Below are 26668 nucleotides of genomic sequence, written 5' to 3' on the forward strand. Positions count from 1 at the left end.
TTCATCACATCACGCTTAGAACAACGTGAATGCAATCATTCCGACGACGCCGCCCACGGTGCCCAGAATAGTTTCCATTACGGTCCACGTTTTCAACGTTTGCAGTTCGTTAGCGCCGGTAAATTTACCGAACAGCCAGAAGCCCGCATCGTTCACGTGGCTCAATACAATCGAACCACCTGCAATACAGATAGCCAGCGCCGCGAGTTGACCTCCGTTCAGACCAAGCTGAGTGGTAACCGGTAAGACTAAGCCTACCGTCGTTAAGCATGCAACGGTCGCAGAACCTTGGATCACACGCACTGCGGCCGACAATACAAAACACGCAACCGCAATCGGTAAACCGGCACCAATCAATGCATCACCCAGCGCAGGGCCAACGCCTGAATCGACGAGAATTTGTTTAAATACGCCGCCTGCACCGGTCATCAGCAGGATAATCCCCGCTGGTTGAATCGCCGCAGAACAAATAGACATGATCTGCTCTTTGCTCATGCCGCGTGGTTTTGCCAAGCCGTAGATAACCACCAGACAGGCGATCAGGATCGCGGTAAATGGATGACCGATAAACTCTAACCAATCATATAAATTTGTATTTGGTGTCACGAAGCGGGCACCAATGGTTTTCATCCCTACCAACACCAGCGGGCAAAGCACCAACGCCAAGCTCAGGCCAAATGACGGCATGTTTGATTTATCTAATACCGGTGCATTTTCTTCTTCTGGCATTGGCCAGCTAACACGTTTGCTGATGAAGTTACCAAACAGAGGACCCGCCAGCAGCATCCCCAGAATCGCCGCCACCAGACCAATCGCAATCATCCAGCCAAAATCTGCATTCATCTGTGCAGCTAACAACATCGGTACCGGCCCTGGCAACAAGAATGCTGCCGCGCTCGCAACACCGGCGAACAGCGGGATCGCCATTTTTACCACGTTGCCGTTAGTACGACGCGCTACGGCAAAAACCACACCAATCAACAGCACAATCGCCACGTCAAAGAATAGCGGCAGCGCACACACCAAACCGGCAATACCCAGCGCATAATGAGCGCGTTTCTCACCAAAGCTTTTCAGCAAATGGGCTGCAATCTGGTCTAACGCCCCTGTCTCATGCAGGATTTTGCCAAACATCGCACCAAGAGCCACAACGATAGTCAGGAAGCCCAGTGTGCCGCCCATACCATCCTGCATGGCCTGAGTAATTTTACTCAGCGGCATGCCAGAAAAAATACCTGCGCCAATCGACACCAGCATCAGCGCGACAAAAGCATGCAAACGCGCTTTCATCACTAAAAAAAGGAGAAGCAGTACAGAGCCGACAGCGGTGCCGACAAGAGTCATGGTATCCACAGAATTATCCCTGATTAGAACGTTGTTGGATGTGTTTCAACGTGTCAGCAATGACGGCGTCGAGCGGTTGATTAATATCAATGGCACAAACATCCTGTTCGTCTGAATCAGGCACTTCCAGCGCCTCAAATTGGGAAACCAACATCTGAGGTTTAAAGAAATGCCCTTTACGTGCTTTCATACGGGATTCGATAAGATCAAAATCGCCATCCATATACACAAAAGAGAGATTTCCATTACCTTCACGTAAACGGTCGCGGTAGCGTTTTTTCAGTGCGGAGCACACGATGATTGAAACATCGTTGGTGCGTTGCATGGCAAATGCGGCATCGTTCAACGCACTCAGCCAAGGAGCACGATCTTCGTCGTTCAACGCATGCCCTTCTGACATTTTGTTAATGTTGCTGCGTGGGTGCAAAAAATCGCCATCTAAAAAGCCACACGATAATTTTTGGGACACCGCACTCGCAACGGCCGATTTGCCGCTGCCCGATACGCCCATAACCACATACACGTAATGGGGCTTTTGTGTGTTTTTCATTGACTGGCTCCAGACATTTAGTGTTTTGTTGACGCTGGCATGCAAACCCCACGTCAATGTTACCGGTAATTGTTATCGGTAACATTGTCAGCCCCTTTACATAAACTTGCAATGTGAGCCAGCGCACAAAACTTTCTTGTGTGATCTATATCGCAATTTTAATTAGCGTCAGAACAATCACCATGAGAAGAAATAACAGGAATGCAACAGATGTAGGGGTAAAAACAATTTCATTAATGTTATTATTCAGTCATGAAATCAGTTAATTAGCGCGAAGAATCGGAGATTAAAAGAGCGCCAAAGCGCTCATTTTGAAGGGGGATGTGGGATGAAAATCAGAAATAGCTACTGCCCGTAATAGGCATTTTCGCCATGCTTACGTAAATAGTGTTTATCCAGCAACGTTTGCTGCATATCCGGTAACTGAGGGCTTAGTTGCTGCGAGAAAATCCCCATATAGGCAACCTCCTCAAGCACAACGGCGTTATGCACCGCATCAATGGGATCTTTGCCCCAAGCAAATGGCCCATGAGAATGCACCAAAACCGCAGGCATCTGTTCAGCATCAATATGACGCTCTTGAAACGTCTTAACAATCACCTGCCCTGTTTCCCATTCATAGCTATGCTGAATCTCTTCAGGCGTCATTAGCCGCGTGCAGGGAATGTTTCCGTAATAATAATCAGCATGGGTTGTGCCCCACGCAGGGATGTCCCGCCCCGCCTGAGACCAAATCGTTGCATGTCGTGAGTGCGTATGCACAATTCCGCCAATATTCTGAAAAGCTAAATACAGACCACGGTGGGTTTCAGTATCCGATGATGGCTTCCACTTTCCCTCCGCCACCGCGCCTGAGACCACATCGACTACCACCATATCTTCAGCTTTCATACCTGCGTATTCGACACCAGAAGGCTTAATCACCATCAGCCCCGTAGCACGATCGATGCCGCTGACGTTTCCCCAAGTAAATGTGACCAACCCATGTTTGGGCAGCGCCAAATTTGCGGCCAGTACCTGCTGTTTCAGTTCTTCGAGCATAGCTTCTCTCCCCACGTTGATAGCCTATTGTCCAGAACATGGCTCATCGCGGGTATGGGAAAACTGGCTACAAATCACTGGGGAATTGGCTAAATAAGAGGAATTGAGAGCATGCGCAACCGCATCGATAGCACTATTCGTTCATAGGAATAATTCAAAATAAGAATATTTACCTATTTTGAATTTAGCAAATAAATATACTAAGCCACATAGATATCACGGCAGTCAGCAGAATTATATTTCACTGATACGGCCAATACTAAGCATTACATTCTGGATTAACAATAACCAACAGCTAATTTTCTGCACGAAGCATGTCCTATACTTATATGGAAATATAATCGTCAGAAGCTTAAAAGGAGTAAGTGATGAATACAACAATGAAACGTTTTGCAGCGGCAGCACTGGCAGTGACGCTGGTTGCCTCTCTAAGTGCTTGTTCAAACTGGTCTAAACGCGACCGTAACACCGCGATTGGTGCTGGTGCTGGGGCCTTAGGTGGCGCCGTTCTTACCGATGGCAGTGCGTTAGGTACCGTGGGTGGTGCCGCTGTTGGTGGGATCATCGGCCATCAGGTTGGCAAATAATACGACTTCTATGATTTAACTGTGGGCTGATTTTTATATCAGCCCATTTTTTATTCAAAGAACAAAACGGCTAATCAGCCACCGGCTAACTTTACCTTGTGACCTTTGGCCTCAAGTAGTTGCTTCAGCAAATCCCTCTTGTCACCTTGAATTTCAATCACGCCATCTTTCACTGCACCACCGCAACCGCACTTCTTTTTCAGCTCAGCAGCTAGGGTCTGCAAAGCTGTATCGTCAAGATCCAAACCGCTAATCAGGCAAACACCTTTGCCTTTACGACCGCTGGTCTGGCGCTGGATACGCACGATGCTGTCGCCTTTTGGGCGCGCGACAACGGCCTTCTCTTCATCAATTCGCCCGGTTTCCGTTGAATAAACCAGTCTGCTGTTCTTGTCTTGCATGGTTGGAGTCTGTCCTGCTTAAGCTAGAGATTTTAATATTTCGCGCAACGTTTCTGCGGGCTCTGGAGATTGGGTGATCGGGCGACCAATAACCATATAATCCACGCCTGCTTTAGCGGCTTCAACCGGAGTCATGATCCTACGCTGATCGCCAGCTGAACTTCCTGCTGGTCTAATGCCCGGCGTGACCAGTTTAAACGCCTGCCCGCAGCTCGCTTTCAAACGAGTTGCTTCATGCGCAGAGCAAACCACGCCGTCTAGGCCACACTCTTTCGTCAACAGTGCCAAGCGCTCTGCGTAATCAGCTGGTGATAATTCAATGCCAATACCGCGCAGATCTTCCGCTTCCATGCTGGTTAGCACCGTCACTGCAATCAGCAGCGGTGCATCTTTTCCAAACGGTAGCAGCGCCTCACGGGCCGCCGTCATCATGCGCGCTCCACCGCTGGCATGCACGTTGACCATCCAAACCCCGAGTTCTGCCGCTGCCGCAACGGCATGAGCGGCCGTATTTGGAATATCGTGGAATTTCAAATCGAGGAAAATTTCAAACTGACGCTGCTGTAATTCACGCACAAACTGCGGGCCAAACAGGGTAAACATTTCCTTGCCGACTTTAAGGCGACAGTCACGCGGATCGATATTATCGACAAACGCTAAAGCAGCATTTTTATCGGCATAATCGAGAGCGACTAGGATCGGTGACGTAATAGCGTTTGCCTGAGATGGCGTAGAAATGGACATTGCGACTCCCTGAAGCTGGCGGTAAGTGAAATAAGGCCTTTATCAGGGAGGGCATTGTACACAGCGTTAGACAATGTGCCTAGCGCAGAGAGATATGAACGAAAAAGAATTACTGACCATCGAGCCCACGAATCGGCTTAATAGTTGACCACGCACGACACGATGGGCAATGCCAATACATGGTGTGTGCGGTAAAACCGCATTTCATGCAACGGTAGCGAGGCTTAGTGCGAATTTGCTCACCCACCATATCACGTAGTAGCTGCAAGCTTTCTTTCGCCCTACCGTCTTCGGCTTCTGCCAGATGGTAATCCATCAACCGATGGAAGGTTCGCATCGTTGGATGACGTTGTATTTGGCGCCCCACATATACCTGAGCGACCTCGATACCTTCGTTTTGTTCCAAGACTTCGGCCAGCATCAGCTCTGCGGTTGCGCCGGTATTCTCTTCTACACAACGGCGTAAAAATGAAACCCATTGATCCGGCTGGTTAAGCTGCTGGTAACACTCTTGCATCATTGGTAAGACTTCGCTGACCAGCTCTTTGTCCTGCTCTAATACCTGAGACAACGCCTCAACTGCCTTTGCTGGCTCATTTTTGGCGATATAAATACGGCCAAACATCACCGACACGCGAGCACAATTTTTATCCGCAGAGGCCGCTTTTTTTAACAGCGCCATAGCTCGGTCTAAATCATCGCTGCCCATTGCCTGCAATGACAGTTCACAGTAGAAATGCGCAATTTCAGTGCGTTGCTGATCTTTACCTAGTTTCACTAATTTCTCAGCAACATCGATGGCTTTTTGCCAATCGCTGGTCGCTTGATGGATAATCAACAGCTGTTGCAGCGCAGAGACTTTAAAATCCTGTTCATCAATAAGCTGATTAAACATTTCCTCAGCGCGATCGTACAAACCGGCAGCCATATAGTCACGACCAAGCTGCTGCACGGCCAGCAGCCGCTGATCAAAAGTCAGAGAAGCACTCTCCATCAAAGACTGATGGATACGGATAGCGCGGTCGACTTCGCCACGCGAGCGGAATAAGTTGCCTAACGTAAGATGAGCTTCGACCGTATTACTGTCCTCTTTAAGCATATCAAGGAACAGGTCGACCGCTTTGTCCTGCTGGTTAGAAAGCAGGAAGTTCACCCCGGCCACATATTCACGTGAAAGACGGCTCGCTTCCTGTTGCTTATCCTGCTGAGCACTTCTGCGTCCCATATACCAACCATAGGCGGCAGCAACGGGAAGAAGCAGAAACAGCAGCTCTAACATAGTCTCTATTCCTTCGGTGTCGCAGAAGGTGCGAGGTTTTCTGGCTCAGTCGGCACAGCCTGCTGTTCCAGTCGACGGATTTTCCGTTCAGCGCGCACTAAACCCAAGCGCACTCGGATATAAAACAGACCGCAGATAACCCAACCCAAAATGAATCCGGCTGCAAACAATGTGGCAAGCAACGTCGACAGGCGATATTCGCCCTGAGCAATTAAATAGTTGAACGCAACAACCTGATCGTTATGCGCACCCAATGTGACAGAAAGCACAAAGATGGCTAAAACGACCAAAAAAATCAGCAGATATTTCACATTTCTTCCTGTAAATCAGGTTAACCGGATGAATTATGCCAAAGAAAACAGCACCCGAATGGTTAAATTATCATTTAGTTATATTGTAGGGAAACCCCACGTAGCACTAAAACCCTGTTTTAACAGCGTGCTCACCCTAACAACATCATGCCATTCTCCAATGAGATCCCCAAGTACCACACGGAAGAATAGATAAATATTAGGATCATATGGGGCCAAATGCCTAAAACTTCAAGCGTTCTTCTGCCTTACTCTTCTGTGCGCGCACGGATTTCCTGAGATTCAGGCACGCTGATGCCAAGAGAACCGCACCATCGCTGCACCAGCACGCAAGAAAGCGTGACAAGCGCCCAGCTTATCCCGCTGGCGACAATTAAATCCACGGGCCAGTGCATTCCTAATACCAGACGGCTTCCCATCACGCCTATTGCCCAGAGGGTGATTAGCGCCGTTGAAACATAATGGCGGCGCGGCAACAGCAGGCCAAACGCGAGCAATGCCCACGTTGCAGCAAACATTGTGTGCCCAGAAGGAAAAGCAAAACCCGTTTCAAACGCCCAATGACTTTTCAGCCACTGTGGAATTCGTGTTTCATGCAGCAATTGTTCTGTGACAAGAGTGCTGCGCTCTGCACGTTTGAGCGCATAAAACGCCTGAGCATCAACGCTATGTTCGCTTTCGAGCCATAAAACAAAAGGCCGCGGTTCTTGCACCCAGCCTTTTATCGTCGATTTAATCGTCTGCCCCACCAACACCGTTGCCATCAGTATAATAAATAAGATTATCGTTGCTTTGATCCGAAAGCGTAAACACCATAAAAACCAACAGCCAAGGATCAAACACGTCAGGATGCCCCACGGCGCTGTCACTGTTTCAGTCATTGCAAAGAGGGCTTTGAGCACATTGTCTGAGCCATCAGGCTGCCATTTCCAGCCGCAAAGCCAAACACTCACCGGCATCGCCAGCAGCACAATCAGGCCCAAAGTAATACGTTTTGCAATCTGTAACATCAATTAATCCTTTCTTTCTATTGATTATTCAGTGTAGCAACACCATATCAATGAAGCCTATCAGGAATTGCCGAGCGGTGTTTTATTGACCGGTTGAAACAAATAATACGTGTCCTACAGCGAAAACTGCTGTATCGCCGCGACTTGTGGCAAAATAGGAACCCTATTAACGATTCGGTTTTACCGGATTTACTTCGGTTGTGCCTGCACTCACCTGCATCGGCGGCGCACAATAACCGATGTCCGTTATGGACAGTATCTAAAAGATGTAGTTGTGGAGATCAACATGCAGCTTAAACGAGTGGCTGAAGCAAAACTGCCGACACCTTGGGGTGATTTTTTGATGGTCGGCTTTGAAGAGATTGCCACCGGTCATGACCATCTGGCATTAGTTTATGGTGATGTGTCTGGCTCAACGCCCGTGCTTTCACGCGTGCACTCCGAGTGTTTAACCGGCGATGCCCTATTCAGCCTACGCTGCGACTGTGGTTTTCAGCTAGAAGCGGCGCTTGAGCACATCGCTGAAGAAGGTCGAGGGATCTTGCTTTATCACCGTCAAGAAGGTCGCAATATTGGCCTGCTCAACAAAATTCGCGCTTACGCCTTACAAGATAAAGGCGCGGATACGGTTGAAGCTAACCATCAGTTAGGGTTTGCCGCTGACGAACGAGATTTCACCCTTTGCGCCGATATGTTCAAACTGTTGGGCGTTGACCAAGTGCGCTTGCTGACGAACAATCCAAAGAAAGTAGAAATTTTGACAGAGGCAGGTATCAACATTACCGAACGCGTACCTCTAATCGTGGGACGTAATCCTAAGAATGAACGCTATCTGTCGACGAAAGCCGCAAAGATGGGTCACTTACTCGATTAAAATACCGTATTGCTGATATAACGCAGATACAACAAAGGAGGCCAATGGCCTCCTTTTTAATACGCACTTAGCGATATCACAGGATTAGTGATTACGGATGTACTCATCCATATCGGTTTTCAGGTTATCGGATTTTGTCCCGAAGATAGCCTGAACGCCAGAACCCGCAACCACCACACCCGCAGCCCCCAGTTTCTTCAGGCCAGCCTGATCCACTTTAGCCACATCAGCTACGCTCACGCGCAGACGAGTGATACACGCATCAAGGTTTGTGATGTTGTCTTTACCACCGAAGGCAGCCACCAGCGCAGCAGACATACCGTCATTGCTCTGCGCGCTTTGTTCGGAAGATGAATCCTCACGACCAGGCGTTTTCAGGTTCAGTTTGGTGATCAACACGCGGAAAATCGTGTAATACACCAGACCGTAGATGATACCCACAATCGGGAACAGCCAAATTTTGCTGCTGTTTCCGCTCAGAACGATAAAGTCGATCAGACCATGTGAGAAACTTGTCCCATCACGCATGCCCAACAGAATACAAATTGGGAAAGCCAGACCCGCCAGAATCGCGTGAATCGCATACAAAATTGGCGCTACAAACATGAAGGAGAATTCAATCGGCTCGGTGATACCCGTCAAGAACGAGGTCAACGCAGCAGAGATCATAATCCCACCGACTTTGGCACGATTTTCAGGTTTAGCAGAATGCCAAATAGCAATCGCTGCCGCTGGCAGACCGTACATTTTAAACAAGAAGCCACCCGACAGTTTACCTGCGGTTGGATCGCCTGCCATATAGCGAGGGATGTCACCGTGGAATACCTGCCCTGCCGCATTGGTGAACTCACCGATCTGCATTTGGAAAGGTACGTTCCAAATATGGTGCAAACCAAATGGTACCAGAGAACGCTCAACCAGCCCGTAGATGCCAAAGGCAACAACAGGGTTTTGATAAGCCGCCCACTGCGAGAAGGTTTGAATTGCGGTGCCGACCGGAGGCCAAATAAAGGACAGCACAATGCCCAAGAAAATGGCAGCCAGACCAGAAATGATCGGAACAAAACGTTTACCGGCAAAGAACCCCAGATATTCAGGGAGTTTAATGCGGTAGAAACGGTTGAACATATAGGCCGCAATAGAACCCGCGATGATCCCACCCAGCACACCAGTATCGGCCAAGTGCTTCGCGACGATCTCTTCGGCAGGCATGTGCAGTACCAACGGCGCGACAACAGCCATGGTTTTCACCATAATGCCGTAAGCGACCACCGCTGCCAGCGCAGATACGCCGTCATTGTTAGTAAAGCCGAGTGCAACACCAATAGCAAAAATCAGCGGCATGTTTGCGAAAACTGAGCCACCGGCTTCAGCCATCACATGAGAAACTACCGCAGGTAACCAGCTAAAGTTGGCAGAACCGACACCCAGCAGAATACCTGCGATGGGCAATACGGAAACTGGCAGCATTAGCGACTTACCCACTTTCTGCAGGTTTGCGAATGCGTTTTTGAACATAGTTGAGAGTGCTCCTGAATAAATAGTGCTCTTTTATTAGCCTGCCCCCGTATGCCCGAGAGTCACGCCGCGAACAGGAAGAGAACCTGGACGCCTAGAAGTGTCTTAGCACTCCTTTAATTTTTACGCAGGGTAAAATAAATAGCCTGCAATATGTTTGATGGCTGTCACGTTTCCATAATTACAGAGATCCAAATAACATTTTTGACAAAAAAATGTTAAAAAAATCACCAAAATGGTTTCACAAAACAGCCATGTAAACATTTTCGAACAGCAAGATACCTGCTTGAACGATTAATTACGAGCAATAAAATAAATAGCCATTACCCATGTATCGGCAATGTCACACCAAATAAACGGCTGAAATTGTCTGTCGTTTGCTGAGCTAAGTCATCAGGGGTCATCCCCTTCAATACAGCAAGATACTCAGCAACATCGCGTACATAGGCAGGTTGGTTCTCTTTACCACGGTGAGGCACGGGAGCAAGATAAGGCGAGTCGGTTTCCACCAGCATACGATCGACAGGAACATAGCGAGCAACTTCACGCAGCGCATCCGCATTGCGGAAAGTCACGATGCCAGAAAATGAAATATAGAAGCCCATATCGAGCAGTTGACGCGCTGTTTCCTGATCTTCAGTAAAGCAGTGCAGCACGCCGCCGCATTCGCTCACCTGCTCTTCACGCAAGATATCTAACGTATCCTGACGCGCATCACGGGTATGCACAATCACGGGCTTATGCAGCTCGCGACCAATGCGGATGTGCTGACGAAAAGACTCCTGCTGCAAGGGAATATTGTCTTTCTGATAGAAATAATCGAGACCAGTTTCCCCCATCGCAACCACTTCTGGAACGTTCGCTAACTGGCGTAGTTCATCATAGTCATAGCCCCCCTCCAGATTCAGCGGATGGACGCCACAGGAAAAGGCTACATTGTCGCGCTGTCCGATTTGTTCACGCATCGCGCGATAGCCCGGCAACGTCGTCGCCACCGCTAGAACAAAACCGACATCGCGCGCCTTGGCATCAGCTAAAACGCTATCGACACTTTTGTGCAGATTTTCATAATCCAGACCATCTAAATGGCAATGGGAGTCAACTAAGTACATAAATTTTGACCTGATATTAATAACGGAACGCGTATATCACCCAAAGGTATGGTTACGCGTTAGGAGGAAAGGAGTCACTCCACAGGCAAAGCTGACGAGTGAGCATTAGCTCGCGATTGAGCCCGGTGGTTGTGAGAAGCTGATGACGGCAGAAAATCCATTGTTCTAGCTGTTGCTGCAAAATCGTCGTTGCCTGAGTCGACGCCAATTGAAAAACCAACGGCTGTTGATCCAAGTTGGCAATAGCCGTCGTGGCACCTTGTTGTAGCTTCATCGCATCAAGCAGCAACGCACATAACCATGTTAGTCGATCATGCACATTATCGTGGTTTAACAGCGGTAATAACTGCATCCACTGGCGTTGAGGGATCGCTTGCTGCAACCCCTGACACAGCTGAAGACGCTGTTTCCAGCTATTTGGCTCAAGCAAACTCATGGCGGCCACCGGCGCACCGCCGTTTAAGCGTAATGCGGTACGCATAGCCAGCTCATCACCCGGCTGTTGGCTTTGAAGCCAACGTAAGCTTAATGATTCGTCAGGCACAGCAAGATGCATATAAAAACAGCGGCTACGCAATGTGGCTAGCAAATTGGCCGGCTCACGCGTCCCCAATAGGAAATAGGTCTTCTCTGGTGGCTCTTCAAGCGTTTTCAACAACGCATTAGCTGCCGCTTCCGTCAGCGTTTCAGCGCGCGGCAACAGAACAACCTTAGCGCCCCCTTGTTGAGCATGACCATAAAGATGCTCGATAATCTGGCGAACAGGCTCAATGCCGAGGCTCGTTTTCCCTTTTTCCGGCTGTAAGTCGTACCAGTCAGGATGGTTACCCGCCAACATCAAGCGACAGCTATGGCACTCACCACAGCTTTTGTCACCGTTTGGCCGCTGACACATTAGCCAACGCCCTAATGCATACATCAACGAATCATCACCGCAACCCGCAATCGCGTGCACCAACAAAGCATGGTGCCCTCGCCCACTCTGGTGCTGAGCAACCAGTTGACGGTAAGGTGCGGTCAGCCAAGGATACCAATTCACGCGTGTTGCTCCTGATCCTTAAACCACGCCTGAAGCGCAGTGCGAATAGAGGCCGTCACTTCAGGTAAAGTTTGCGCAGCATCAACGGTGATAATGCTGTCATCCTGTTCGGCTAAGGTCAGATAGCGCGCTCTGGTGCGTTCGAAAAAGGCCAACGATTCTTGTTCGATACGATCTAATGCCCCACGGCTACGCGCTCGCTCTAAACCTATCGCCGGAGGTAAATCTAGATATAGCGTTAAGTCAGGTTTGAAGTCACCAAGTACCGTATCGCGTAGCGACTGCATCAGGCGAGAGTCAATCCCTCTTCCGCCACCTTGGTATGCCTGAGAAGAGAGATCGTGGCGATCGCCAACCACCCACGCTCCGCGAGCCAACGCCGGTTTGATCACATTATCCACCAACTGAACGCGGGCAGCGTAAAGCATCAACACTTCGGCTTTGTCAGTCAGCTTTTCGTTTTCAACACCTTGCTTAACCAAATCACGCAACTTTTCAGCCAACGGAGTTCCACCTGGTTCACGGGTGAAAACGATATCCTCAATACCCTGCTGACGAAGCTCATCTACTACGGTATCGCGGGCAGTCGTCTTACCGGCCCCTTCCAGACCCTCAATCACGATGAACTTACTTTTCATTCTTTTCCCTTAGCACCTGCAAATAGTTGCGTACGGCTTGATTATGGCTCTGTAAATTAGTGGTAAATACGTGTCCACCTTTCCCATCTGCAACAAAGTACAAATAAGAGGTTTTATCCGGATGCGCTGCGGCCTCTAACGAGGCTCGGCTCGGCATGGCAATCGGCGTTGGCGGCAAACCGGAGATTACGTAAGTATTGTATGCGGTTGGCTGCTGTAAGTCGCGCCGCGTCAAATTACCGTTATAGTTTTTGCCGAGACCATATATCACCGTAGGATCAGTCTGTAAACGCATGCCAATACGAAGGCGATTGATAAAAACCGATGCCACTTTGCCGCGCTCTTCACCAACGCCAGTTTCTTTTTCAATGATTGACGCCATGGTCACCAGATCTTCAGGTGTCTTATAAGGCAGATTTTTCTCGCGATCTTGCCATATTTCGTCAACTTCTTTGCTCATGCGATTATACGCCCGCTTAAGTATCATCTCATCGCTATTGCCCGCGGTGTAATGGTACGTATCGGGATAAAGCCAGCCTTCGATTGGGCGACCTTCAGGTATGCCCAAGACTTTGGCGATCTGGCTTTCATCTTTATTCGCCAACGCATGTTTCAGGTTTGGCGAAGCCGCTAAGACCTGCATCCAATCTTGAAAACGCGTTCCTTCAATGAAGCGTACGGTGAACTGTGCTTCTTTGCCGCTTTTAAGCAGTTCAAGAAATTCACGCACGGTCATTCCGGGTGTAATGCGATATGTACCCGCTTTAAAATTAGCCAATTCAGGCTCAAGTTGCAGTAGCCACGGAAAATAACGGGGATGCGCAATAAGCTTGTCCCTTACTAGCAGGCCTTCTAATGCCACGCGTCCGGTGCCCGCAGGCAGTTTAAACAGCGTTTCTTGAGTAATCGCCAAAGGCGTTCGGGCAAACTTCTGCACTTGTTGATAGCTCCAAAATAGCGCCACTAACAAAACAACAATGCAGACAACAAGAAGTCCAAACAGTTTTTTCTTCATTCAACCGCCAAATCATGACTCATACACAGGAAGTAAACACTGTGGTAATAAATATTCCGCCAATTGCCGTGAGTTGAAGCGATACTCCCCCGCTTCATTCACCGGCAACAGCGGCATTAAAGAGTTGCATATAAAAACTTCTTCCGCGTCTCGCAGCACGTCTAAAGGTGCGGAAACAATGCTTAATTCATACTCGCTTTCGGCCAATAAACGAATAATGCGCTGACGCATTAGCCCAGCTACGCCGGCGTTGGCAAGCGTTGGCGTAAATACTCGCGTTCCAATACGCCAGAATAAATTAGCCGCACAGCATTCCACTAGCCTTGCATTGCTGTCAAGCACCAGCGCCTCATGGGCGTTCGTCTGCTCAAGCTTTGCCTTAATCAGCACCTGCTCTAGGCGGTTAAGATGTTTTATGCCAGCAAGAGAAGGGTTGATGCCTAAGCGAATAGGGCTTACGGCAAGCGTGATGCCATCCTCCTGCCACTGAGCATACTGAGCTGGGATTGCGCTATTTGAAAATATACGACACGGGTTTTCAGCACCGGAAATGGAATAGCCACGCCCACCACTGCCACGCGTTATCATCGCTTTAACCACGCCATTCCCTGTCTCAGTCGCCGCTTGACGGAATTCTGTAAGCCACGCCGTCCAATCAACCGGTTCAATCAGTAACCGCGAACAGGCAAACTGCATCCGGCTAAAGTGAGCATGAATATCATCGATTCGCCCATGAACAGCACGAGCCGTGGTGAAACAACCATCGCCATAGTGCAAGCCACGGTCGCTGAGCGAAATAACCCCTGCGGGTGTTCCATTAAGCCAAAACATCACCAACTCCCGACGATGGCCAAGGCGTTCTGCCTCGATCCGGTATTCATATTTTAGCGTTTTGAGAGACGCAGGTAAAAAAAATGGCCCCATAAGGGCCATTTGATTTTTGCAGATAACATCTCAAAACTTAAGCGACTTAGATCTTGCGAAAAATCACAGAACCGTTAGTGCCACCAAAGCCGAAGGAGTTACACAGTGCATATTCCAAACCTTTCACCTGACGAGCTTCGCCTGGTACAAAGTCAAGATCACAACCTTCATCTGGGTTATCCAAGTTGATGGTTGGCGCGACAATTTGGTCGCGCAGCGTCAGAATAGTAAAGATAGATTCAACTGCACCTGCGGCACCCAGAAGGTGGCCCGTCATAGACTTGGTAGAGCTGACCATTACTTTAGCGGCATCTGCGCCGTATACACTTTTCACTGCCTGAGTTTCTGCTTTGTCGCCCGCCGGAGTAGACGTTCCGTGAGCGTTGATGTAGCCAACCTGAGATGGATTCAAGCCTGCATCACGCAGTGCATTCACCATCGCCAGCGCTGCACCTTCACCGTTTTCCGGTGGAGAAGTCATGTGGTAAGCATCGCTACTCATACCGAAACCAACGATTTCAGCATAAATTTTTGCACCACGCGCTTTCGCATGCTCGTATTCTTCAAGAACCAGAATACCAGCACCGTCACCTAGAACGAAACCGTCACGATCTTTATCCCACGGGCGGCTTGCCGCTTGCGGGTTATCGTTACGCGTTGACAGTGCGCGTGCGGCACCAAAGCCACCGACACCCAGAGGTGTACTCGCTTTTTCTGCACCACCTGCCAGCATGACGTCTGCGTCGTTATACGCGATCATACGAGCTGCATGTCCGATGTTATGCACACCAGAAGTACATGCCGTAGCAATAGAAATGCTTGGACCACGCAGACCTAACATGATAGTCAGATGACCCGCTACCATGTTCACAATGGTTGAAGGCACGAAGAATGGGCTGATTTTACGCGGTCCGCCTTTAACAAGCGCACTGTGATTTTCTTCAATCAGGCCAAGCCCACCGATACCAGAACCAATCGCGGCACCGATACGTGGAGCATTTTCTTCCGTTACTTCAATCCCAGAATCTTTAAATGCCTGAATACCGGCAGCGATTCCATACTGAATGAAGGCATCCATCTTGCGTGCATCTTTACGCGAGATGTAGTCTTCACTATTAAAATCCTTTACTAAGCCAGCAAAACGCGTTGCATAGGCGCTAGTATCGAAATGGTCGATTAAGCTGATGCCACTCTGCCCGGCTACGATAGCATCCCATGTGGAATCTACGGTATTACCGACAGGAGACAACATGCCCAGTCCGGTCACAACAACTCGACGCTTAGACACGCTTGTCCTCCAGGGAGGGAATTTAATTTGAAACTCTATGAGAGCAGGAAAAAACGTAGGCGGTCGAGTGACCGCCTAGATGTGTTCGATTACTTGTTCGCAGATTCGATGTAGTCGATTGCTGCTTGAACAGTAGTGATCTTTTCTGCTTCTTCGTCCGGAATCTCAGTATCAAACTCTTCTTCCAGAGCCATAACCAGTTCAACGGTGTCAAGAGAATCAGCACCCAGATCGTCAACGAAGGAAGCAGCATTCACGACTTCGTCTTCTTTAACACCCAGCTGTTCGATAATGATTTTCTTAACGCGTTCTTCGATAGTGCTCATACTCTTAAATTTCCTATCAAAACTCGCTTTCGCGATGGTTTTCGTAGTGTATTGAAAGTTGAAAAAGATGCAACTAAATCCCGGCTGGTCAAACCACGATTTTGCGTTATTTTGCGGCCATTCCCTCAAAAAACGCAAATTATTTTCGTGATTTTTAGATCATATACATGCCGCCATTGACATGTAAGGTCTCACCGGTGATGTAGCTAGCCTCATCTGAGGCTAAAAATGCAACAGCGTTAGCGATTTCTTTTGCTTCACCCAAGCGGTTCGCTGGGACCTGCGCCAGAATGTCTTTACGCTGCTCTTCCGTTAGCGAACGTGTCATATCGGTCTCAATGAAACCAGGAGCCACGACGTTAACGGTAATGCCACGAGAAGCAACTTCTCGTGCTAGAGACTTACTAAAGCCAATCAAACCTGCTTTAGCGGCCGCGTAGTTTGCTTGTCCAGCATTACCCATTGTACCCACAACAGAGCCAATGGTGATAATGCGGCCACAGCGTTTTTTCATCATAGCTCGTAAAACCGCTTTTGACAGGCGGAATACCGAAGTCAGATTCGTATCGAGGATATCCTCCCACTCATCGTCCTTCATACGCATCAATAGGTTATCACGAGTAATGCCGGCATTATTGACCAAAATGTCAATTTCGCCAAATTCAGCACGGATAGTGCTCAATACTGCATCAATAGAAGCCGGATCAACAACGTTCAGGTTTAAACCTTTGCCGTTTTCGCCCAGATAAGCGCTAATATCTTCTGCGCCTTTATCACTAGTTGCGGTGCCAATAACGCGGGCACCACGGGCAACTAAAGTCTCAGCAATAGCGCGGCCAATACCACGGCTTGCGCCGGTGACCAGTGCAATTTTTCCTTCGAAGCTCATCATTTTCCTCTTCTTATTGTGCAAGCGCTGCAGATACAGACGCAGCGTCGTTAATCGCAGCTGCCGTCATAGTATCGACAATACGCTTGGTCAGACCGGTCAGAACTTTACCCGGGCCAACCTCCAGCAGGTGCTCAATGCCCTCACCTGCCATAAATTCAACTGATTCACTCCAGCGTACTGGGCTATACAGCTGACGCACTAAGGCGTCGCGGATAGCGTCTGGCGAGGTTTCAGTTTTAACATCCACATTGTTCACTACGGGGAACTGAGGCGCATTGAAAGCAATACCCTGCAATGCAATTGCAAGCTTATCCGCCGCGGGCTTCATCAGTGCACAGTGCGATGGCACGCTAACAGGCAACGGCAGCGCACGTTTAGCACCAGCCGCTTTACACGCAGCACCAGCACGCTCAACGGCGTCTTTATTGCCCGCAATAACAACTTGTCCAGGAGAGTTAAAGTTCACCGGAGAGACAACTTCCCCCTGAGCAGACTCTTCGCACGCTTTTGCAATGGCATCGTTATCCAAACCGATAATGGCAGACATCGCGCCAGTACCCGCAGGTACTGCTTCCTGCATCAGCTTACCGCGCAGTTCAACTAAGCGAATAGCCTGTTTGAAATCCAGAACACCGGCACAGACCAACGCAGAATATTCACCGAGGCTATGGCCAGCCATCATTGCAGGCTGAGCACCATTTTCCTGCTGCCATACGCGATAAATCGCGACGGAAGCCGCCAGCAACGCAGGCTGTGTTTGCCACGTTTTGTTCAACTCTTCAGCAGGGCCTTCCTGAACTAGTTTCCACAGGTCGTAACCCAATGCGTCAGATGCCTCAGCAAAAGTCTGCTCTACAATCGGAAATTGTGCCGCAAGATCGGCCAGCATACCTACGGTTTGCGAACCCTGACCTGGAAACACCATTGCGAATTTAGACATGTTTGTTTTCCTGATATTCTTTTATAACCAACGCGTTAAATATTGTTACCCTGTAACTTATGCAACAATACTTATCCCACGTCAGAAAATCTTAACGATTAAAAACGAACCAAAGCAGAGCCCCAGGTGAAACCACCACCAAAAGCTTCCAGCAGAATCAGTTGTCCACGCTGAATGCGACCATCACGTACGGCCTCATCTAACGCGCAAGGCACGGATGCCGCAGATGTGTTTCCGTGACGATCTAAGGTCACGATCACGTTTTCTAACGTCATGCCCAATTTTTTCGCGGTTGCGCTGATGATGCGCAGGTTAGCCTGATGCGGAACCAGCCAATCCAAATCGCTACGCTCAAGGTTATTCGCAGCAAGAGATTCGTCGACGATATGCGCGAGTTCAGTGACGGCCACCTTAAACACTTCGTTACCCGCCATAGTCAGATAAGCCTGATCTTCGGTGTAACGTTGGCGATTTGGCAGAGTCAGCAACTCGCCATAGTGACCATCAGCATGGATATGAGTCGAAAGAATACCCGCTTCTTCAGATGCACCGAGTACAACAGCACCCGCGCCGTCACCAAAGAGGATCACGGTGCCACGATCGGTCGGATCTAGGGTACGGCTCAAGGTATCAGAACCGATCACCAGCGCATGTTTAACCGCGCCGTTTTTAACGTACTGGTCGGCAATGCTCAGCGCGTAGGTAAACCCTGCGCAGGCAGCGGCAACGTCAAAGGCCGCACAGCCTTTGATATCCAGCATCTGTTGCACCTGACACGCCGCGCTTGGGAACGCGTGCGTTGCCGATGTGGTAGCAACAACGATCAGGCCAATATCATTTTTGTCGAGGCCAGACATCTCAAGCGCATGTTTCGCCGCTTCAAATGCCATGGTTGATACGTTTTCATCCGGCGCAGCGATGCGACGTTCGCGAATGCCTGTACGGGAAACAATCCACTCATCAGACGTTTCAACCATACTTTCTAAATCGGCGTTGGTACGCACTTGTACGGGCAGGTAGCTCCCCGTACCGAGAATTCTTGTATACATGTACGATCAATCACTCTTGGGTAATATCGCCTCAAGGCGCAGGGCAATTCGCTGTGGAATTTGCCTTTGCACCGCCTGCACAGCCTGTTCGATAGCGACAGCGAACGCTTTTTGGTTCGCCGCGCCGTGGCTTTTAATCACGGTGCCACGTAATCCTACCAGACAAGCTCCATTATACTGGTCGGGGTTCAAATCACCGAAACGCTTAGCAATTCTTTTTTGTATCAAGCGCCCCAATAATTTTAACCACCAAGAGCGCTTGCGCTTCTCTCCTGGTGATTTGAGAAGGGATAGAAACATACGTACCACCCCCTCCATCGTCTTTAACGTAACATTACCCACGAAGCCGTCACAAACCAACACATCTGTTTTGCCTGTCAGCAAATCATTACCTTCCAGATAGCCGATATAGTTAATCGCTGGCGTGCTTTTGAGCACAGCGGCGGCTTCGCGGATATTGTCTAAACCTTTAAACTCTTCTTCACCAATGTTCAGCAGGGCGATACGTGGCGAGGTTATGCCAACGATCTCTTCCGCCATTACCGCACCCATCACGGCAAACTGCACTAACATGGCACTACTGCTTTCAACGTTAGCGCCCAAATCTAGCACTACCGTCTTACTCTTTTGCTGATTCGGTAATACCGTCATCAGCGCTGGACGCTCAATACCATCTAGCGGTTTAAGCATCAATTTCGCCAGTCCCATCAGCGCGCCGGTATTCCCCGCACTGACAACGGCCTGAGCCTCGCCATTCTTCACTAAATCAAGCGCGATACGCATCGATGTTCCTTTGCTGGTGCGGATAGCATGCGAAAGTTTAGCATCGTTGGATATAACTGATTCAGCAGGGATCACACGCAAACGTTGTTGAAGCGCAGGTGCTGCTTTAGCAAGATAAGGTGCGATGGCGTCGGGTTGTCCGACAATTAGAAGGTATAGCGACGAAGTAGACGCCAGTGCCTGCAAAGCTGCAGGCACTGTGATGCAAGGACCGAAATCCCCGCTCATAGCATCTAACGCGAGGGTTAGACGAGTCAAAGTATCGCCTTGTAAATACTAAAAGTATTACTTAACGATAACCTTGCGACCGCGGTAGAAACCGTCCGCAGTGACATGGTGACGCAGGTGAGTTTCACCGGAAACCTTGTCAACAGAGACGGTAGTCGTGGTCAGCGCATCGTGTGAACGACGCATACCACGGCAAGAGCGGGTTTTTTTGTTCTGTTGTACGGCCATTGACCTTACTCCTTGATTACTTACGCTTTAAACTGGCTAATGCGGCAAATGGATTTGGTTTGTCTACCTCAGGAGGCAGTTTACCAAATACCATGTCCGCGTCGGACACTTCACAGTGTTCAGATTCATGCACCGGAACTACCGGCAGGGCGAGGATGATTTCATCTTCAACCATTGCCAGCAAATCGACTTCACCAAAATCGTTGACTTCGATCGGCTCGTAAGCTTCCGGCAATGCCTCAGCCTGCTCGTCATTGGCGACCGGGCTGAAACAATACGTTGTATGGACCTGCTGTTGGAACGTCTGATTACAGCGCTGACAACATAACGTTACCGCTACATCGGCATGGCCGGTAATCACCGCTAACCGCTGGTTATCAATATTAAATGACAACGACACGGCAACATCGCTATCCACACTGACCACAGATTCAGCAACTCGCGTTACCTGCTCAGACGAATAGAAACCAACGTAATCTAATCGTTTCTGTGCAGTACGAACTGCATCAAGGGTCAAGGGTAATTTTACCTTTTGCATAGGGCGCGCATATTAACTTTGTAAAGACCGAGAGTCAAAGGAAAAGGCCTTGCAGGCACACTTTCCCTCCAATATTCGCTTCCTGAGCGGCGGACAGTTTAAAATGTCAGATTCAATTACGCCATGCTTTATGGAAAAAATATGTCACCTTTAATTTTAGCCTCTACTTCGCCCTACCGCCGAGCTTTACTTGAAAAGCTCGGTGTTGAATTCATTTGCGCCGCGCCCGACACGGATGAAACCCCACAAGATGAAGAGTCAGCAACCGATCTCGTCCAGCGCTTAGCACAAGAAAAAGCACACTCTCTGAGCGAAAAATTCCCTAATCATTTTATTATTGGCTCCGATCAGGTCTGCGTTATTGATGGGAAAATTGTCGGAAAACCGGGTTCAGTTGAGAATGCGCATCAACAATTACGAGCCGCTAGTGGAAAAGTCATTACCTTTTATACCGGTCTCTGCGTGCTAAATAGCCATACAATGCAAAAGGAAATTATTTGTGAGCCTTTCCACGTTCACTTTCGCCGCTTAACCGATGACGAAATCCACGCCTACATTAAACTCGAGATGCCGCTGTACTGTGCAGGTAGTTTTATGTGCGAGGGTGCCGGTATATTGCTGTTTAGCCAGCTTGAAGGCCGCGATCCTAACGCATTAGTGGGATTGCCTTTAATTGCACTCAACGAAATTCTGCTTAAGTTTGGCTATAACGCATTGCTTGAAGGTAAAAATAAAGCATAAAAAAAGCCGGAATAATCCGGCTTCGTTAATTTATCAGCGACTAGCTGGCTTTGGTTTTACGCAACACATCGAGGCAATGGCGCAATTTCTTGTCCATAGGGGCTTCCACCCGCATGGTTTCGCCGGTGTTCGGATGTTCAAAGCGTAATGCGGCAGCATGCAAGAATAAGCGGTCTAGGCCAGTTCCCTTCAACTCAGCATCAAAATCACGATCGCCATAGCGATCGTCGAAGGCAATCGGATGGCCAGCATGCAGTGCATGCACGCGGATTTGGTGAGTTCGGCCCGTTACTGGGCTGGCCTTCACCAAGGTCGCATGCTCAAAACGTTCTTCAACCTTAAAGCGCGTTTCAGACGGTTTACCTTCCGCATTAACGCGAACAATACGCTCGCCGCTTTGCAGAATATTTTTAAGTAGCGGCGCCTGCACAACTTTACAATGCGACTGCCACTGACCGCGAACCAGCGCCAAATAGTCTTTCTGCATCCCTTTCATGCGCAGTTGCTCATGCAACGCGCGCAGTGCAGAACGCTTCTTAGCGACCAATAATACACCGGAGGTTTCACGATCTAGGCGGTGCACCAGTTCAAGAAAACGCGCTTCAGGACGTAATGCGCGCAGTCCTTCGATAACACCAAAGCTTAAGCCACTGCCGCCATGCACGGCGGTACCCGACGGTTTGTTCAGCACCAGTAGATGATCGTCTTCAAAGATGATGCAATCATTCAGCGCAGCTACTTTGTCCAGCTTCGCCGACACGGGAGCCTCGTCTCGTTCGGCAATTCGCACCGGTGGAATTCGAACTTCGTCGCCCGGCTGTAATTTATATTCTGGCTTGATGCGTTTTTTATTAACTCGCACCTCGCCCTTACGCACGATGCGATAAATCATACTTTTTGGCACGCCTTTCAGCTGATTGCGCAAAAAATTATCAATACGCTGCCCTGCCTCATCGGCGGCAATCGTGACTAACTTTACTGAGGTGTTATTCATATTCATGGACGCGATTTTAAAGAGGCATTCAACGGCATGCCACTTCTTTTTTGAGCTAACGGCAGATTATCGCGAAAGGTGAGAATGATGAGAGCTGGGAGAACGTTTGCGCCCGCATTCTGCCTAATATACGAGCAACCAGACAGACTTGTTGTGAAGTACCGCAAGAATCTTCTTGATAAGGGTAAAAGTCGTCTTGCTATACAGGCCGTTGCAGTGGAATAATGACAAAGATTTCCGCGTTAATTCTCATTAAGACAGGGAAAACGACGGGATTTGACGTTTACTTGATGCCACAGAAATGCAGCAATGGCGTAAGACGTAGTGTGAAATCAAGTAATTAGCGGGCTGTGGGTAGCAGTCTGACCTAAAACATGGAATCAGCAATGCTGCATATTTTTGCAATTATTGACTGATAAACAGTGCTGTGTTTCACAAAGCTGTATTTTCGCTAAGAAACATAGGCTTACCGAAATATGCGCCCCTATGCAGGCGACAACCGTGAGGTTGACGACTTTGCGATAAGACTCGGGGTCATCGGTCTTCCTCTCGGTCAGGACGTTATTTTGCCCGCAGCTTAGTTGCCAATGCAAAAAAAATGAGTAAGTTGAAGATGAAAAGAATGTTGATTAACGCAACTCAGCAGGAAGAGTTGCGTGTTGCCCTTGTAGATGGACAGCGTCTGTATGATCTGGATATTGAAAGCCCAGGTCACGAACAGAAAAAAGCGAACATTTACAAAGGGAAAATAACCCGTATTGAGCCAAGTCTGGAAGCTGCTTTTGTAGATTACGGTGCTGAACGACATGGTTTTCTCCCCCTCAAAGAAATTGCCCGCGAATATTTCCCAAACAATTACTCCTCACATGGCCGTCCAAACATCAAAGATGTTTTACGCGAAGGTCAGGAAGTTATTGTTCAGGTTGACAAAGAAGAGCGTGGCAACAAAGGCGCAGCACTGACCACGTTTATCAGCCTTGCTGGTAGCTACTTAGTACTGATGCCTAATAACCCACGCGCTGGCGGAATTTCTCGTCGCATCGAAGGTGATGACCGCACAGAATTGAAAGAAGCCCTTTCTTCTCTGCAGTTACCCGACGGCATGGGCCTTATCGTTCGTACCGCAGGCGTTGGCAAATCAGCCGAAGCGCTGCAATGGGATCTGTCATTCCGTTTGAAACATTGGGATGCCATTAAAAAAGCCGCTGAAGGCCGCCCTGCTCCGTTCCTTATCCATCAGGAAAGCAACGTTATTGTTCGCGCATTCCGCGACTACCTGCGCCCAGACATTGGCGAAATCCTGATTGATAATCCAAAAATTCTCGATCTGGCCAAACAGCATATCGCCGCGCTGGGACGTCCTGATTTCAGCAGCAAGATTAAACTCTATACCGGTGAAATCCCGCTGTTTAGCCACTACCAAATCGAATCTCAGATTGAGTCAGCGTTCCAACGTGAAGTTCGCCTGCCTTCCGGCGGCTCCATTGTTATTGACTCCACTGAAGCCCTGACAGCTATCGACATCAACTCCGCACGCGCTACACGCGGTGGTGACATCGAAGAAACCGCATTCAACACCAATCTTGAAGCCGCTGATGAAATTGCTCGCCAGTTGCGTCTGCGTGACCTTGGTGGCCTGATTGTTATCGACTTCATCGATATGACGCCAGTTCGTCATCAGCGCGAAGTTGAAAACCGTCTGCGTGACGCTGTTCGCCAAGACCGCGCGCGTATTCAGATTGGTCGCATCTCTCGCTTTGGCCTGCTTGAAATGTCTCGTCAACGCCTCAGCCCATCATTGGGTGAGTCAAGCCATCACGTTTGTCCGCGCTGTAACGGCACCGGCACCGTGCGTGATAACGAGTCACTTTCACTCTCCATCCTGCGTTTGATTGAAGAAGAAGCGCTGAAAGAGAACACCAACGAAGTTCACGCGATCGTCCCTGTGCCGGTTGCCTCTTACCTGCTGAACGAAAAACGTGAGTCTGTTAGCGCCATCGAAAAACGTCAGGACGGCGTTAAAGTTATCGTTGTGCCTAACGACCAGATGCAAACTCCGCACTACAACGTAGTTCGTGTGCGCAAAGGTGAAGAGACCAGCACCCTAAGCTATTTGCTGCCTCAGCTGCATGAAGCGGAAACGCTGACCGCCGAGGAAGAGCCGGTTCTGGAACGTAAACGTCCAGAACAGCCAGCGTTAGCCGCTTTCTCACTGGATGTTGAAGCGCCTCCTGCTGAAACAGCGGCTCCAGTCGTTGCAGCGCCTGCGGCGAAAACCGCAGCACAGCCAGCAGCGCCCGCGCAGCCAGGCTTGATTAGCCGTTTCTTCTCTGCACTGAAAAATATGTTTGCAGGTTCTGAACCTGAGCAAAAACCCGCTGTAGAAGTTACAGCGCCAGTTGAAGAGCCTCGTCGCCAAAATCAAGATCGTCGTAACAATAATCGTCGCCAGAATGGTCGTCGTGATCGTAACGATCGCTCTGACCGTAGTAATGACCGTAACGAACGTAACAACGATCGTAACGACCGTGGTGAACGTACTGAACGCAGCAACGAGCGTAATAACGACCGCAATAGCAACCGTGAAGACCAGCGTCGTAACCGTCGCCAGTCAACACAACCAGCTAATGCTGATGTGAACGTTGAAACAGCCAACGTTGAACAACGTGATGAGCAGCAACCTCGCCGTGAGCCACGCAATAACGATCGTCAACGTCGTCGCACTGAAGATAAGCGTCAGGCCCAGCAAGAAGTTAAAGCGCTGGAAAACAACGATGCCGCAGTAGCGAATGAAGCTGAAGAGAACAGCCGCGAAGAGAATCAGCACATGCCGCGCCGTCAGCGTCGCCAACTGACTCAGAAAGTTCGCTTTACGACTCAGGCTGAAGACGATGCCGCCGCTGCTCTGGCCAAAGCATCTGTCCCTGCCGTTGTTACTGCGCCAGTGGTTGCTGAAACCGCACCACAAGCTGAACCAGCACTGCAGCAAAACAGTGATGATGAAGGGTTCCGTGATAACCGCCAAGGTGAAAACGGTATGCCACGTCGTTCACGTCGCTCTCCTCGCCATCTGCGTGTGAGTGGCCAACGTCGTCGCCGTTATCGTGATGAGCGTTATCCAACTCAGTCGCCAATGCCGCTGGCATTTGCAGCAGCATCACCTGAGATGGCTTCTGGCAAGGTGTGGATTAGCTATCCAGTAGCACAGCCGGCAATCGCGGAGACAGAGGTTGAAACACAGACTGTCGCTATTGAACAACCGATTGAACAGGCACCTGTTTCGCCGGTTAACGAATCTGTAGCTGAGCAGCCTGTCATCGTTGAAGAGTCTGCTTCTGAATCTGTAGTCGATGTTGAGCCTGTTGTTGAATCAGACGTTGTTGAATCAGACGTTGTTGAGCCAGCCGCTTCTGCGCCAGTTGTCGAGAAACCGGTCGCATCCGCTCCGGTCGTTGCGACCTCAGCGGCAGCAGTTCCAGCGGCGTTTGACGCCATCGTACCAGCACAAGTCATCCATGACGAACCCGCTACTGTTGAAGAAACAACATCAGTAGTTGAAGAATCAGTTGCCGATGACAAACCAGTTGTCGTTGAAGCCGCAGTGGTTGAAGAAACTATTTCTGAAGCGCCTGTCGTAACAGAAACCACAGTGGCAGAATCTGTCGTTGAAGAAAACGCGGCTGAAGAGACTCACGCTGAACCAACGACCATTGACGCAACTGCGGCTGAAACGCCAGTGGTTGAGGAAACGACAGTTGAAGAAACCGTTGCTCAGGTAGTTGTTGAAGAGCCTGTTGTTCAGCCAGTCGTAGCGGCGAAACCTGTCATTGTCGTCGCAGCTAAGGCTCAGCGCGTAGCATCAGCGCCGATGACCAAGGCTCCAGCGCCAGAGTATGTACCTTCTGCGCCAGTCGTCAGCAACTGGCAGCGCCCTACTCTGGATTTGCAGAGCAAAGGCGGTGCCGGTGGACATGCGGCGGTAAGCCAAGCAACGGCGCCAGCGACTAAGCCACCAGCGGTTACTGACTAATCAGCTAGTGCATTAAATAAAAAACCCGCCGATGGCGGGTTTTTTATTATCGATACATTGAGTAGGAATATATTTACCAAATAACAAAAATCATTCTCAATTATTTAATAATACATATTATAATTAATTAGCGTAATAATTAATCATCGTTTGAGCTATGATAAGTTTCTTACAGATGAAATTTAATTTGGCTAGAATTTCTAGTACCGCACTGTATTATGCCCGCACAGTCTCCGGCTGCATG

General features: G+C 49.3%; 27 protein-coding genes. 4 read left to right on the forward strand and 23 right to left on the reverse strand.

What is annotated here, in order from left to right:
• Nucleotides 1–15 precede the first annotated feature (15 nt).
• The 3 genes from gntU to araD form a co-directional block, all read right to left on the reverse strand.
• Nucleotides 16–1353: a gluconate transporter gene (gene gntU / locus U0008_RS12500; RefSeq protein ID WP_025797154.1), complete on the reverse strand. Its 1338-nt coding sequence runs from the start codon at nt 1351–1353 to the stop codon at nt 16–18.
• A gap of 4 nt (nt 1354–1357) precedes the next feature.
• Entirely contained in the window at nt 1358–1894 is a 537-nt protein-coding gene (gene gntK, locus U0008_RS12505) for a gluconokinase (protein ID WP_025797156.1), read from the reverse strand.
• Nucleotides 1895–2239: 345 nt separating this feature from the next.
• Nucleotides 2240–2935, reverse strand: coding sequence for an L-ribulose-5-phosphate 4-epimerase (gene araD, locus U0008_RS12510; protein WP_043493679.1), 696 nt, complete (start codon nt 2933–2935; stop codon nt 2240–2242).
• Between the two features lie 368 nt (nt 2936–3303).
• Between araD and osmB the strand changes: the two genes are divergently transcribed.
• Nucleotides 3304–3522: an osmotically-inducible lipoprotein OsmB gene (gene osmB / locus U0008_RS12515; RefSeq protein ID WP_004092957.1), complete on the forward strand. Its 219-nt coding sequence runs from the start codon at nt 3304–3306 to the stop codon at nt 3520–3522.
• Nucleotides 3523–3596: 74 nt separating this feature from the next.
• Here the strand turns inward: osmB and yciH are convergent, their stop codons facing one another.
• From yciH to pgpB, 5 genes are all read right to left on the reverse strand, one after another.
• A complete protein-coding gene (gene yciH, locus U0008_RS12520) occupies nt 3597–3923 on the reverse strand; it encodes a stress response translation initiation inhibitor YciH (RefSeq protein ID WP_043493681.1) in 327 nt (108 codons plus the stop codon).
• 18 nt (nt 3924–3941) lie between these two features.
• Nucleotides 3942–4667, reverse strand: coding sequence for an orotidine-5'-phosphate decarboxylase (gene pyrF / locus U0008_RS12525; RefSeq protein ID WP_043493684.1), 726 nt, complete (start codon nt 4665–4667; stop codon nt 3942–3944).
• A gap of 109 nt (nt 4668–4776) precedes the next feature.
• Complete coding sequence (gene lapB, locus U0008_RS12530; RefSeq protein WP_025797162.1) at nt 4777–5946, reverse strand: lipopolysaccharide assembly protein LapB; 1170 nt, start codon at nt 5944–5946, stop codon at nt 4777–4779.
• Nucleotides 5947–5951: 5 nt separating this feature from the next.
• Nucleotides 5952–6257, reverse strand: a complete 306-nt coding sequence (locus U0008_RS12535) for a LapA family protein (protein WP_043493686.1) — start codon at nt 6255–6257, stop codon at nt 5952–5954.
• Nucleotides 6258–6505: 248 nt separating this feature from the next.
• Entirely contained in the window at nt 6506–7267 is a 762-nt protein-coding gene (pgpB, locus tag U0008_RS12540) for a phosphatidylglycerophosphatase B (RefSeq protein WP_043493688.1), read from the reverse strand.
• A gap of 286 nt (nt 7268–7553) precedes the next feature.
• On the opposite strand from pgpB, the gene ribA reads away from it, so the two are divergent.
• Nucleotides 7554–8141: a GTP cyclohydrolase II gene (gene ribA / locus U0008_RS12545; RefSeq protein ID WP_025797168.1), complete on the forward strand. Its 588-nt coding sequence runs from the start codon at nt 7554–7556 to the stop codon at nt 8139–8141.
• Between the two features lie 84 nt (nt 8142–8225).
• Here ribA and ptsG read toward each other — a convergent pair whose 3' ends face one another.
• The 14 genes from ptsG to yceD all read right to left on the reverse strand — a co-directional run bounded on the left by ptsG (nt 8226) and on the right by yceD (nt 20659).
• Nucleotides 8226–9659, reverse strand: a complete 1434-nt coding sequence (gene ptsG, locus U0008_RS12550) for a PTS glucose transporter subunit IIBC (RefSeq protein WP_043493691.1) — start codon at nt 9657–9659, stop codon at nt 8226–8228.
• A gap of 323 nt (nt 9660–9982) precedes the next feature.
• Complete coding sequence (locus tag U0008_RS12555; protein WP_043493692.1) at nt 9983–10771, reverse strand: metal-dependent hydrolase; 789 nt, start codon at nt 10769–10771, stop codon at nt 9983–9985.
• A gap of 52 nt (nt 10772–10823) precedes the next feature.
• Complete coding sequence (holB, locus tag U0008_RS12560) at nt 10824–11810, reverse strand: DNA polymerase III subunit delta' (protein ID WP_025797175.1); 987 nt, start codon at nt 11808–11810, stop codon at nt 10824–10826.
• The gene (tmk, locus tag U0008_RS12565; protein ID WP_043493695.1) at nt 11807–12448 is read right to left on the reverse strand and encodes a dTMP kinase; all 642 of its coding nucleotides are present in this window, start codon (nt 12446–12448) and stop codon (nt 11807–11809) included. The genes holB and tmk overlap by 4 nt, the downstream gene beginning before the upstream one ends.
• Complete coding sequence (mltG, locus tag U0008_RS12570) at nt 12438–13463, reverse strand: endolytic transglycosylase MltG (protein WP_043493697.1); 1026 nt, start codon at nt 13461–13463, stop codon at nt 12438–12440. Before mltG ends, tmk begins: the two co-directional genes overlap by 11 nt.
• Before the next feature lie 12 nt (nt 13464–13475).
• Complete coding sequence (gene pabC, locus U0008_RS12575; protein WP_043493698.1) at nt 13476–14294, reverse strand: aminodeoxychorismate lyase; 819 nt, start codon at nt 14292–14294, stop codon at nt 13476–13478.
• A gap of 139 nt (nt 14295–14433) precedes the next feature.
• Nucleotides 14434–15675 (reverse strand): beta-ketoacyl-ACP synthase II, encoded by a 1242-nt coding sequence (gene fabF, locus U0008_RS12580; protein WP_025797183.1) that lies wholly within the window; start codon nt 15673–15675, stop codon nt 14434–14436.
• Between the two features lie 89 nt (nt 15676–15764).
• Nucleotides 15765–16001 (reverse strand): acyl carrier protein, encoded by a 237-nt coding sequence (gene acpP / locus U0008_RS12585; RefSeq protein WP_004092933.1) that lies wholly within the window; start codon nt 15999–16001, stop codon nt 15765–15767.
• 154 nt (nt 16002–16155) lie between these two features.
• A complete protein-coding gene (gene fabG / locus U0008_RS12590) occupies nt 16156–16890 on the reverse strand; it encodes a 3-oxoacyl-ACP reductase FabG (protein WP_040046512.1) in 735 nt (244 codons plus the stop codon).
• A gap of 13 nt (nt 16891–16903) precedes the next feature.
• A complete protein-coding gene (fabD, locus tag U0008_RS12595; protein WP_025797187.1) occupies nt 16904–17833 on the reverse strand; it encodes an ACP S-malonyltransferase in 930 nt (309 codons plus the stop codon).
• 98 nt (nt 17834–17931) lie between these two features.
• Entirely contained in the window at nt 17932–18882 is a 951-nt protein-coding gene (locus tag U0008_RS12600) for a beta-ketoacyl-ACP synthase III (RefSeq protein ID WP_025797189.1), read from the reverse strand.
• A gap of 6 nt (nt 18883–18888) precedes the next feature.
• Nucleotides 18889–19923 carry a phosphate acyltransferase PlsX gene (plsX, locus tag U0008_RS12605; RefSeq protein WP_072008172.1) on the reverse strand — a complete coding sequence of 345 codons (1035 nt, stop codon included), beginning with the start codon at nt 19921–19923 and terminating at the stop codon, nt 18889–18891.
• A 27-nt stretch (nt 19924–19950) separates the two neighbouring features.
• Nucleotides 19951–20121 carry a 50S ribosomal protein L32 gene (gene rpmF / locus U0008_RS12610; RefSeq protein ID WP_004092921.1) on the reverse strand — a complete coding sequence of 57 codons (171 nt, stop codon included), beginning with the start codon at nt 20119–20121 and terminating at the stop codon, nt 19951–19953.
• A gap of 16 nt (nt 20122–20137) precedes the next feature.
• Nucleotides 20138–20659: a 23S rRNA accumulation protein YceD gene (gene yceD, locus U0008_RS12615; RefSeq protein ID WP_040046509.1), complete on the reverse strand. Its 522-nt coding sequence runs from the start codon at nt 20657–20659 to the stop codon at nt 20138–20140.
• A 141-nt stretch (nt 20660–20800) separates the two neighbouring features.
• Here yceD and U0008_RS12620 point away from each other — a divergent pair, with 141 nt between their 5' ends.
• Nucleotides 20801–21400 (forward strand): Maf family protein, encoded by a 600-nt coding sequence (locus tag U0008_RS12620; protein ID WP_043493701.1) that lies wholly within the window; start codon nt 20801–20803, stop codon nt 21398–21400.
• A 40-nt stretch (nt 21401–21440) separates the two neighbouring features.
• Here U0008_RS12620 and rluC read toward each other — a convergent pair whose 3' ends face one another.
• Entirely contained in the window at nt 21441–22400 is a 960-nt protein-coding gene (rluC, locus tag U0008_RS12625; protein ID WP_025797197.1) for a 23S rRNA pseudouridine(955/2504/2580) synthase RluC, read from the reverse strand.
• A 607-nt stretch (nt 22401–23007) separates the two neighbouring features.
• Here rluC and rne point away from each other — a divergent pair.
• Nucleotides 23008–26424 carry a ribonuclease E gene (gene rne / locus U0008_RS12630; RefSeq protein WP_043493703.1) on the forward strand — a complete coding sequence of 1139 codons (3417 nt, stop codon included), beginning with the start codon at nt 23008–23010 and terminating at the stop codon, nt 26422–26424.
• Nucleotides 26425–26668: the final 244 nt, after the last annotated feature.

This window comes from Hafnia alvei, from assembly GCF_034424155.1.
Taxonomy (GTDB): Bacteria; Pseudomonadota; Gammaproteobacteria; order Enterobacterales; family Enterobacteriaceae; genus Hafnia; species Hafnia alvei.

Bases quoted from the DNA above. Each gene is read 5' to 3' on its own strand.
- gntK (WP_025797156.1), bottom strand. From the start codon at position 1,894: ATGAAAAACACACAAAAGCCCCATTACGTGTATGTGGTTATGGGCGTA.
- araD (WP_043493679.1), bottom strand. From the start codon at position 2,935: ATGCTCGAAGAACTGAAACAGCAGGTACTGGCCGCAAATTTGGCGCTG.
- osmB (WP_004092957.1), top strand. From the start codon at position 3,304: ATGAATACAACAATGAAACGTTTTGCAGCGGCAGCACTGGCAGTGACG.
- yciH (WP_043493681.1), bottom strand. From the start codon at position 3,923: ATGCAAGACAAGAACAGCAGACTGGTTTATTCAACGGAAACCGGGCGA.
- pyrF (WP_043493684.1), bottom strand. From the start codon at position 4,667: ATGTCCATTTCTACGCCATCTCAGGCAAACGCTATTACGTCACCGATC.
- lapB (WP_025797162.1), bottom strand. From the start codon at position 5,946: ATGTTAGAGCTGCTGTTTCTGCTTCTTCCCGTTGCTGCCGCCTATGGT.
- pgpB (WP_043493688.1), bottom strand. From the start codon at position 7,267: ATGTTACAGATTGCAAAACGTATTACTTTGGGCCTGATTGTGCTGCTG.
- ribA (WP_025797168.1), top strand. From the start codon at position 7,554: ATGCAGCTTAAACGAGTGGCTGAAGCAAAACTGCCGACACCTTGGGGT.
- ptsG (WP_043493691.1), bottom strand. From the start codon at position 9,659: ATGTTCAAAAACGCATTCGCAAACCTGCAGAAAGTGGGTAAGTCGCTA.
- U0008_RS12555 (WP_043493692.1), bottom strand. From the start codon at position 10,771: ATGTACTTAGTTGACTCCCATTGCCATTTAGATGGTCTGGATTATGAA.
- tmk (WP_043493695.1), bottom strand. From the start codon at position 12,448: ATGAAAAGTAAGTTCATCGTGATTGAGGGTCTGGAAGGGGCCGGTAAG.
- mltG (WP_043493697.1), bottom strand. From the start codon at position 13,463: ATGAAGAAAAAACTGTTTGGACTTCTTGTTGTCTGCATTGTTGTTTTG.
- pabC (WP_043493698.1), bottom strand. From the start codon at position 14,294: ATGTTTTGGCTTAATGGAACACCCGCAGGGGTTATTTCGCTCAGCGAC.
- acpP (WP_004092933.1), bottom strand. From the start codon at position 16,001: ATGAGCACTATCGAAGAACGCGTTAAGAAAATCATTATCGAACAGCTG.
- fabG (WP_040046512.1), bottom strand. From the start codon at position 16,890: ATGAGCTTCGAAGGAAAAATTGCACTGGTCACCGGCGCAAGCCGTGGT.
- fabD (WP_025797187.1), bottom strand. From the start codon at position 17,833: ATGTCTAAATTCGCAATGGTGTTTCCAGGTCAGGGTTCGCAAACCGTA.
- U0008_RS12600 (WP_025797189.1), bottom strand. From the start codon at position 18,882: ATGTATACAAGAATTCTCGGTACGGGGAGCTACCTGCCCGTACAAGTG.
- rpmF (WP_004092921.1), bottom strand. From the start codon at position 20,121: ATGGCCGTACAACAGAACAAAAAAACCCGCTCTTGCCGTGGTATGCGT.
- yceD (WP_040046509.1), bottom strand. From the start codon at position 20,659: ATGCAAAAGGTAAAATTACCCTTGACCCTTGATGCAGTTCGTACTGCA.
- U0008_RS12620 (WP_043493701.1), top strand. From the start codon at position 20,801: ATGTCACCTTTAATTTTAGCCTCTACTTCGCCCTACCGCCGAGCTTTA.
- rluC (WP_025797197.1), bottom strand. From the start codon at position 22,400: ATGAATATGAATAACACCTCAGTAAAGTTAGTCACGATTGCCGCCGAT.
- rne (WP_043493703.1), top strand. From the start codon at position 23,008: ATGAAAAGAATGTTGATTAACGCAACTCAGCAGGAAGAGTTGCGTGTT.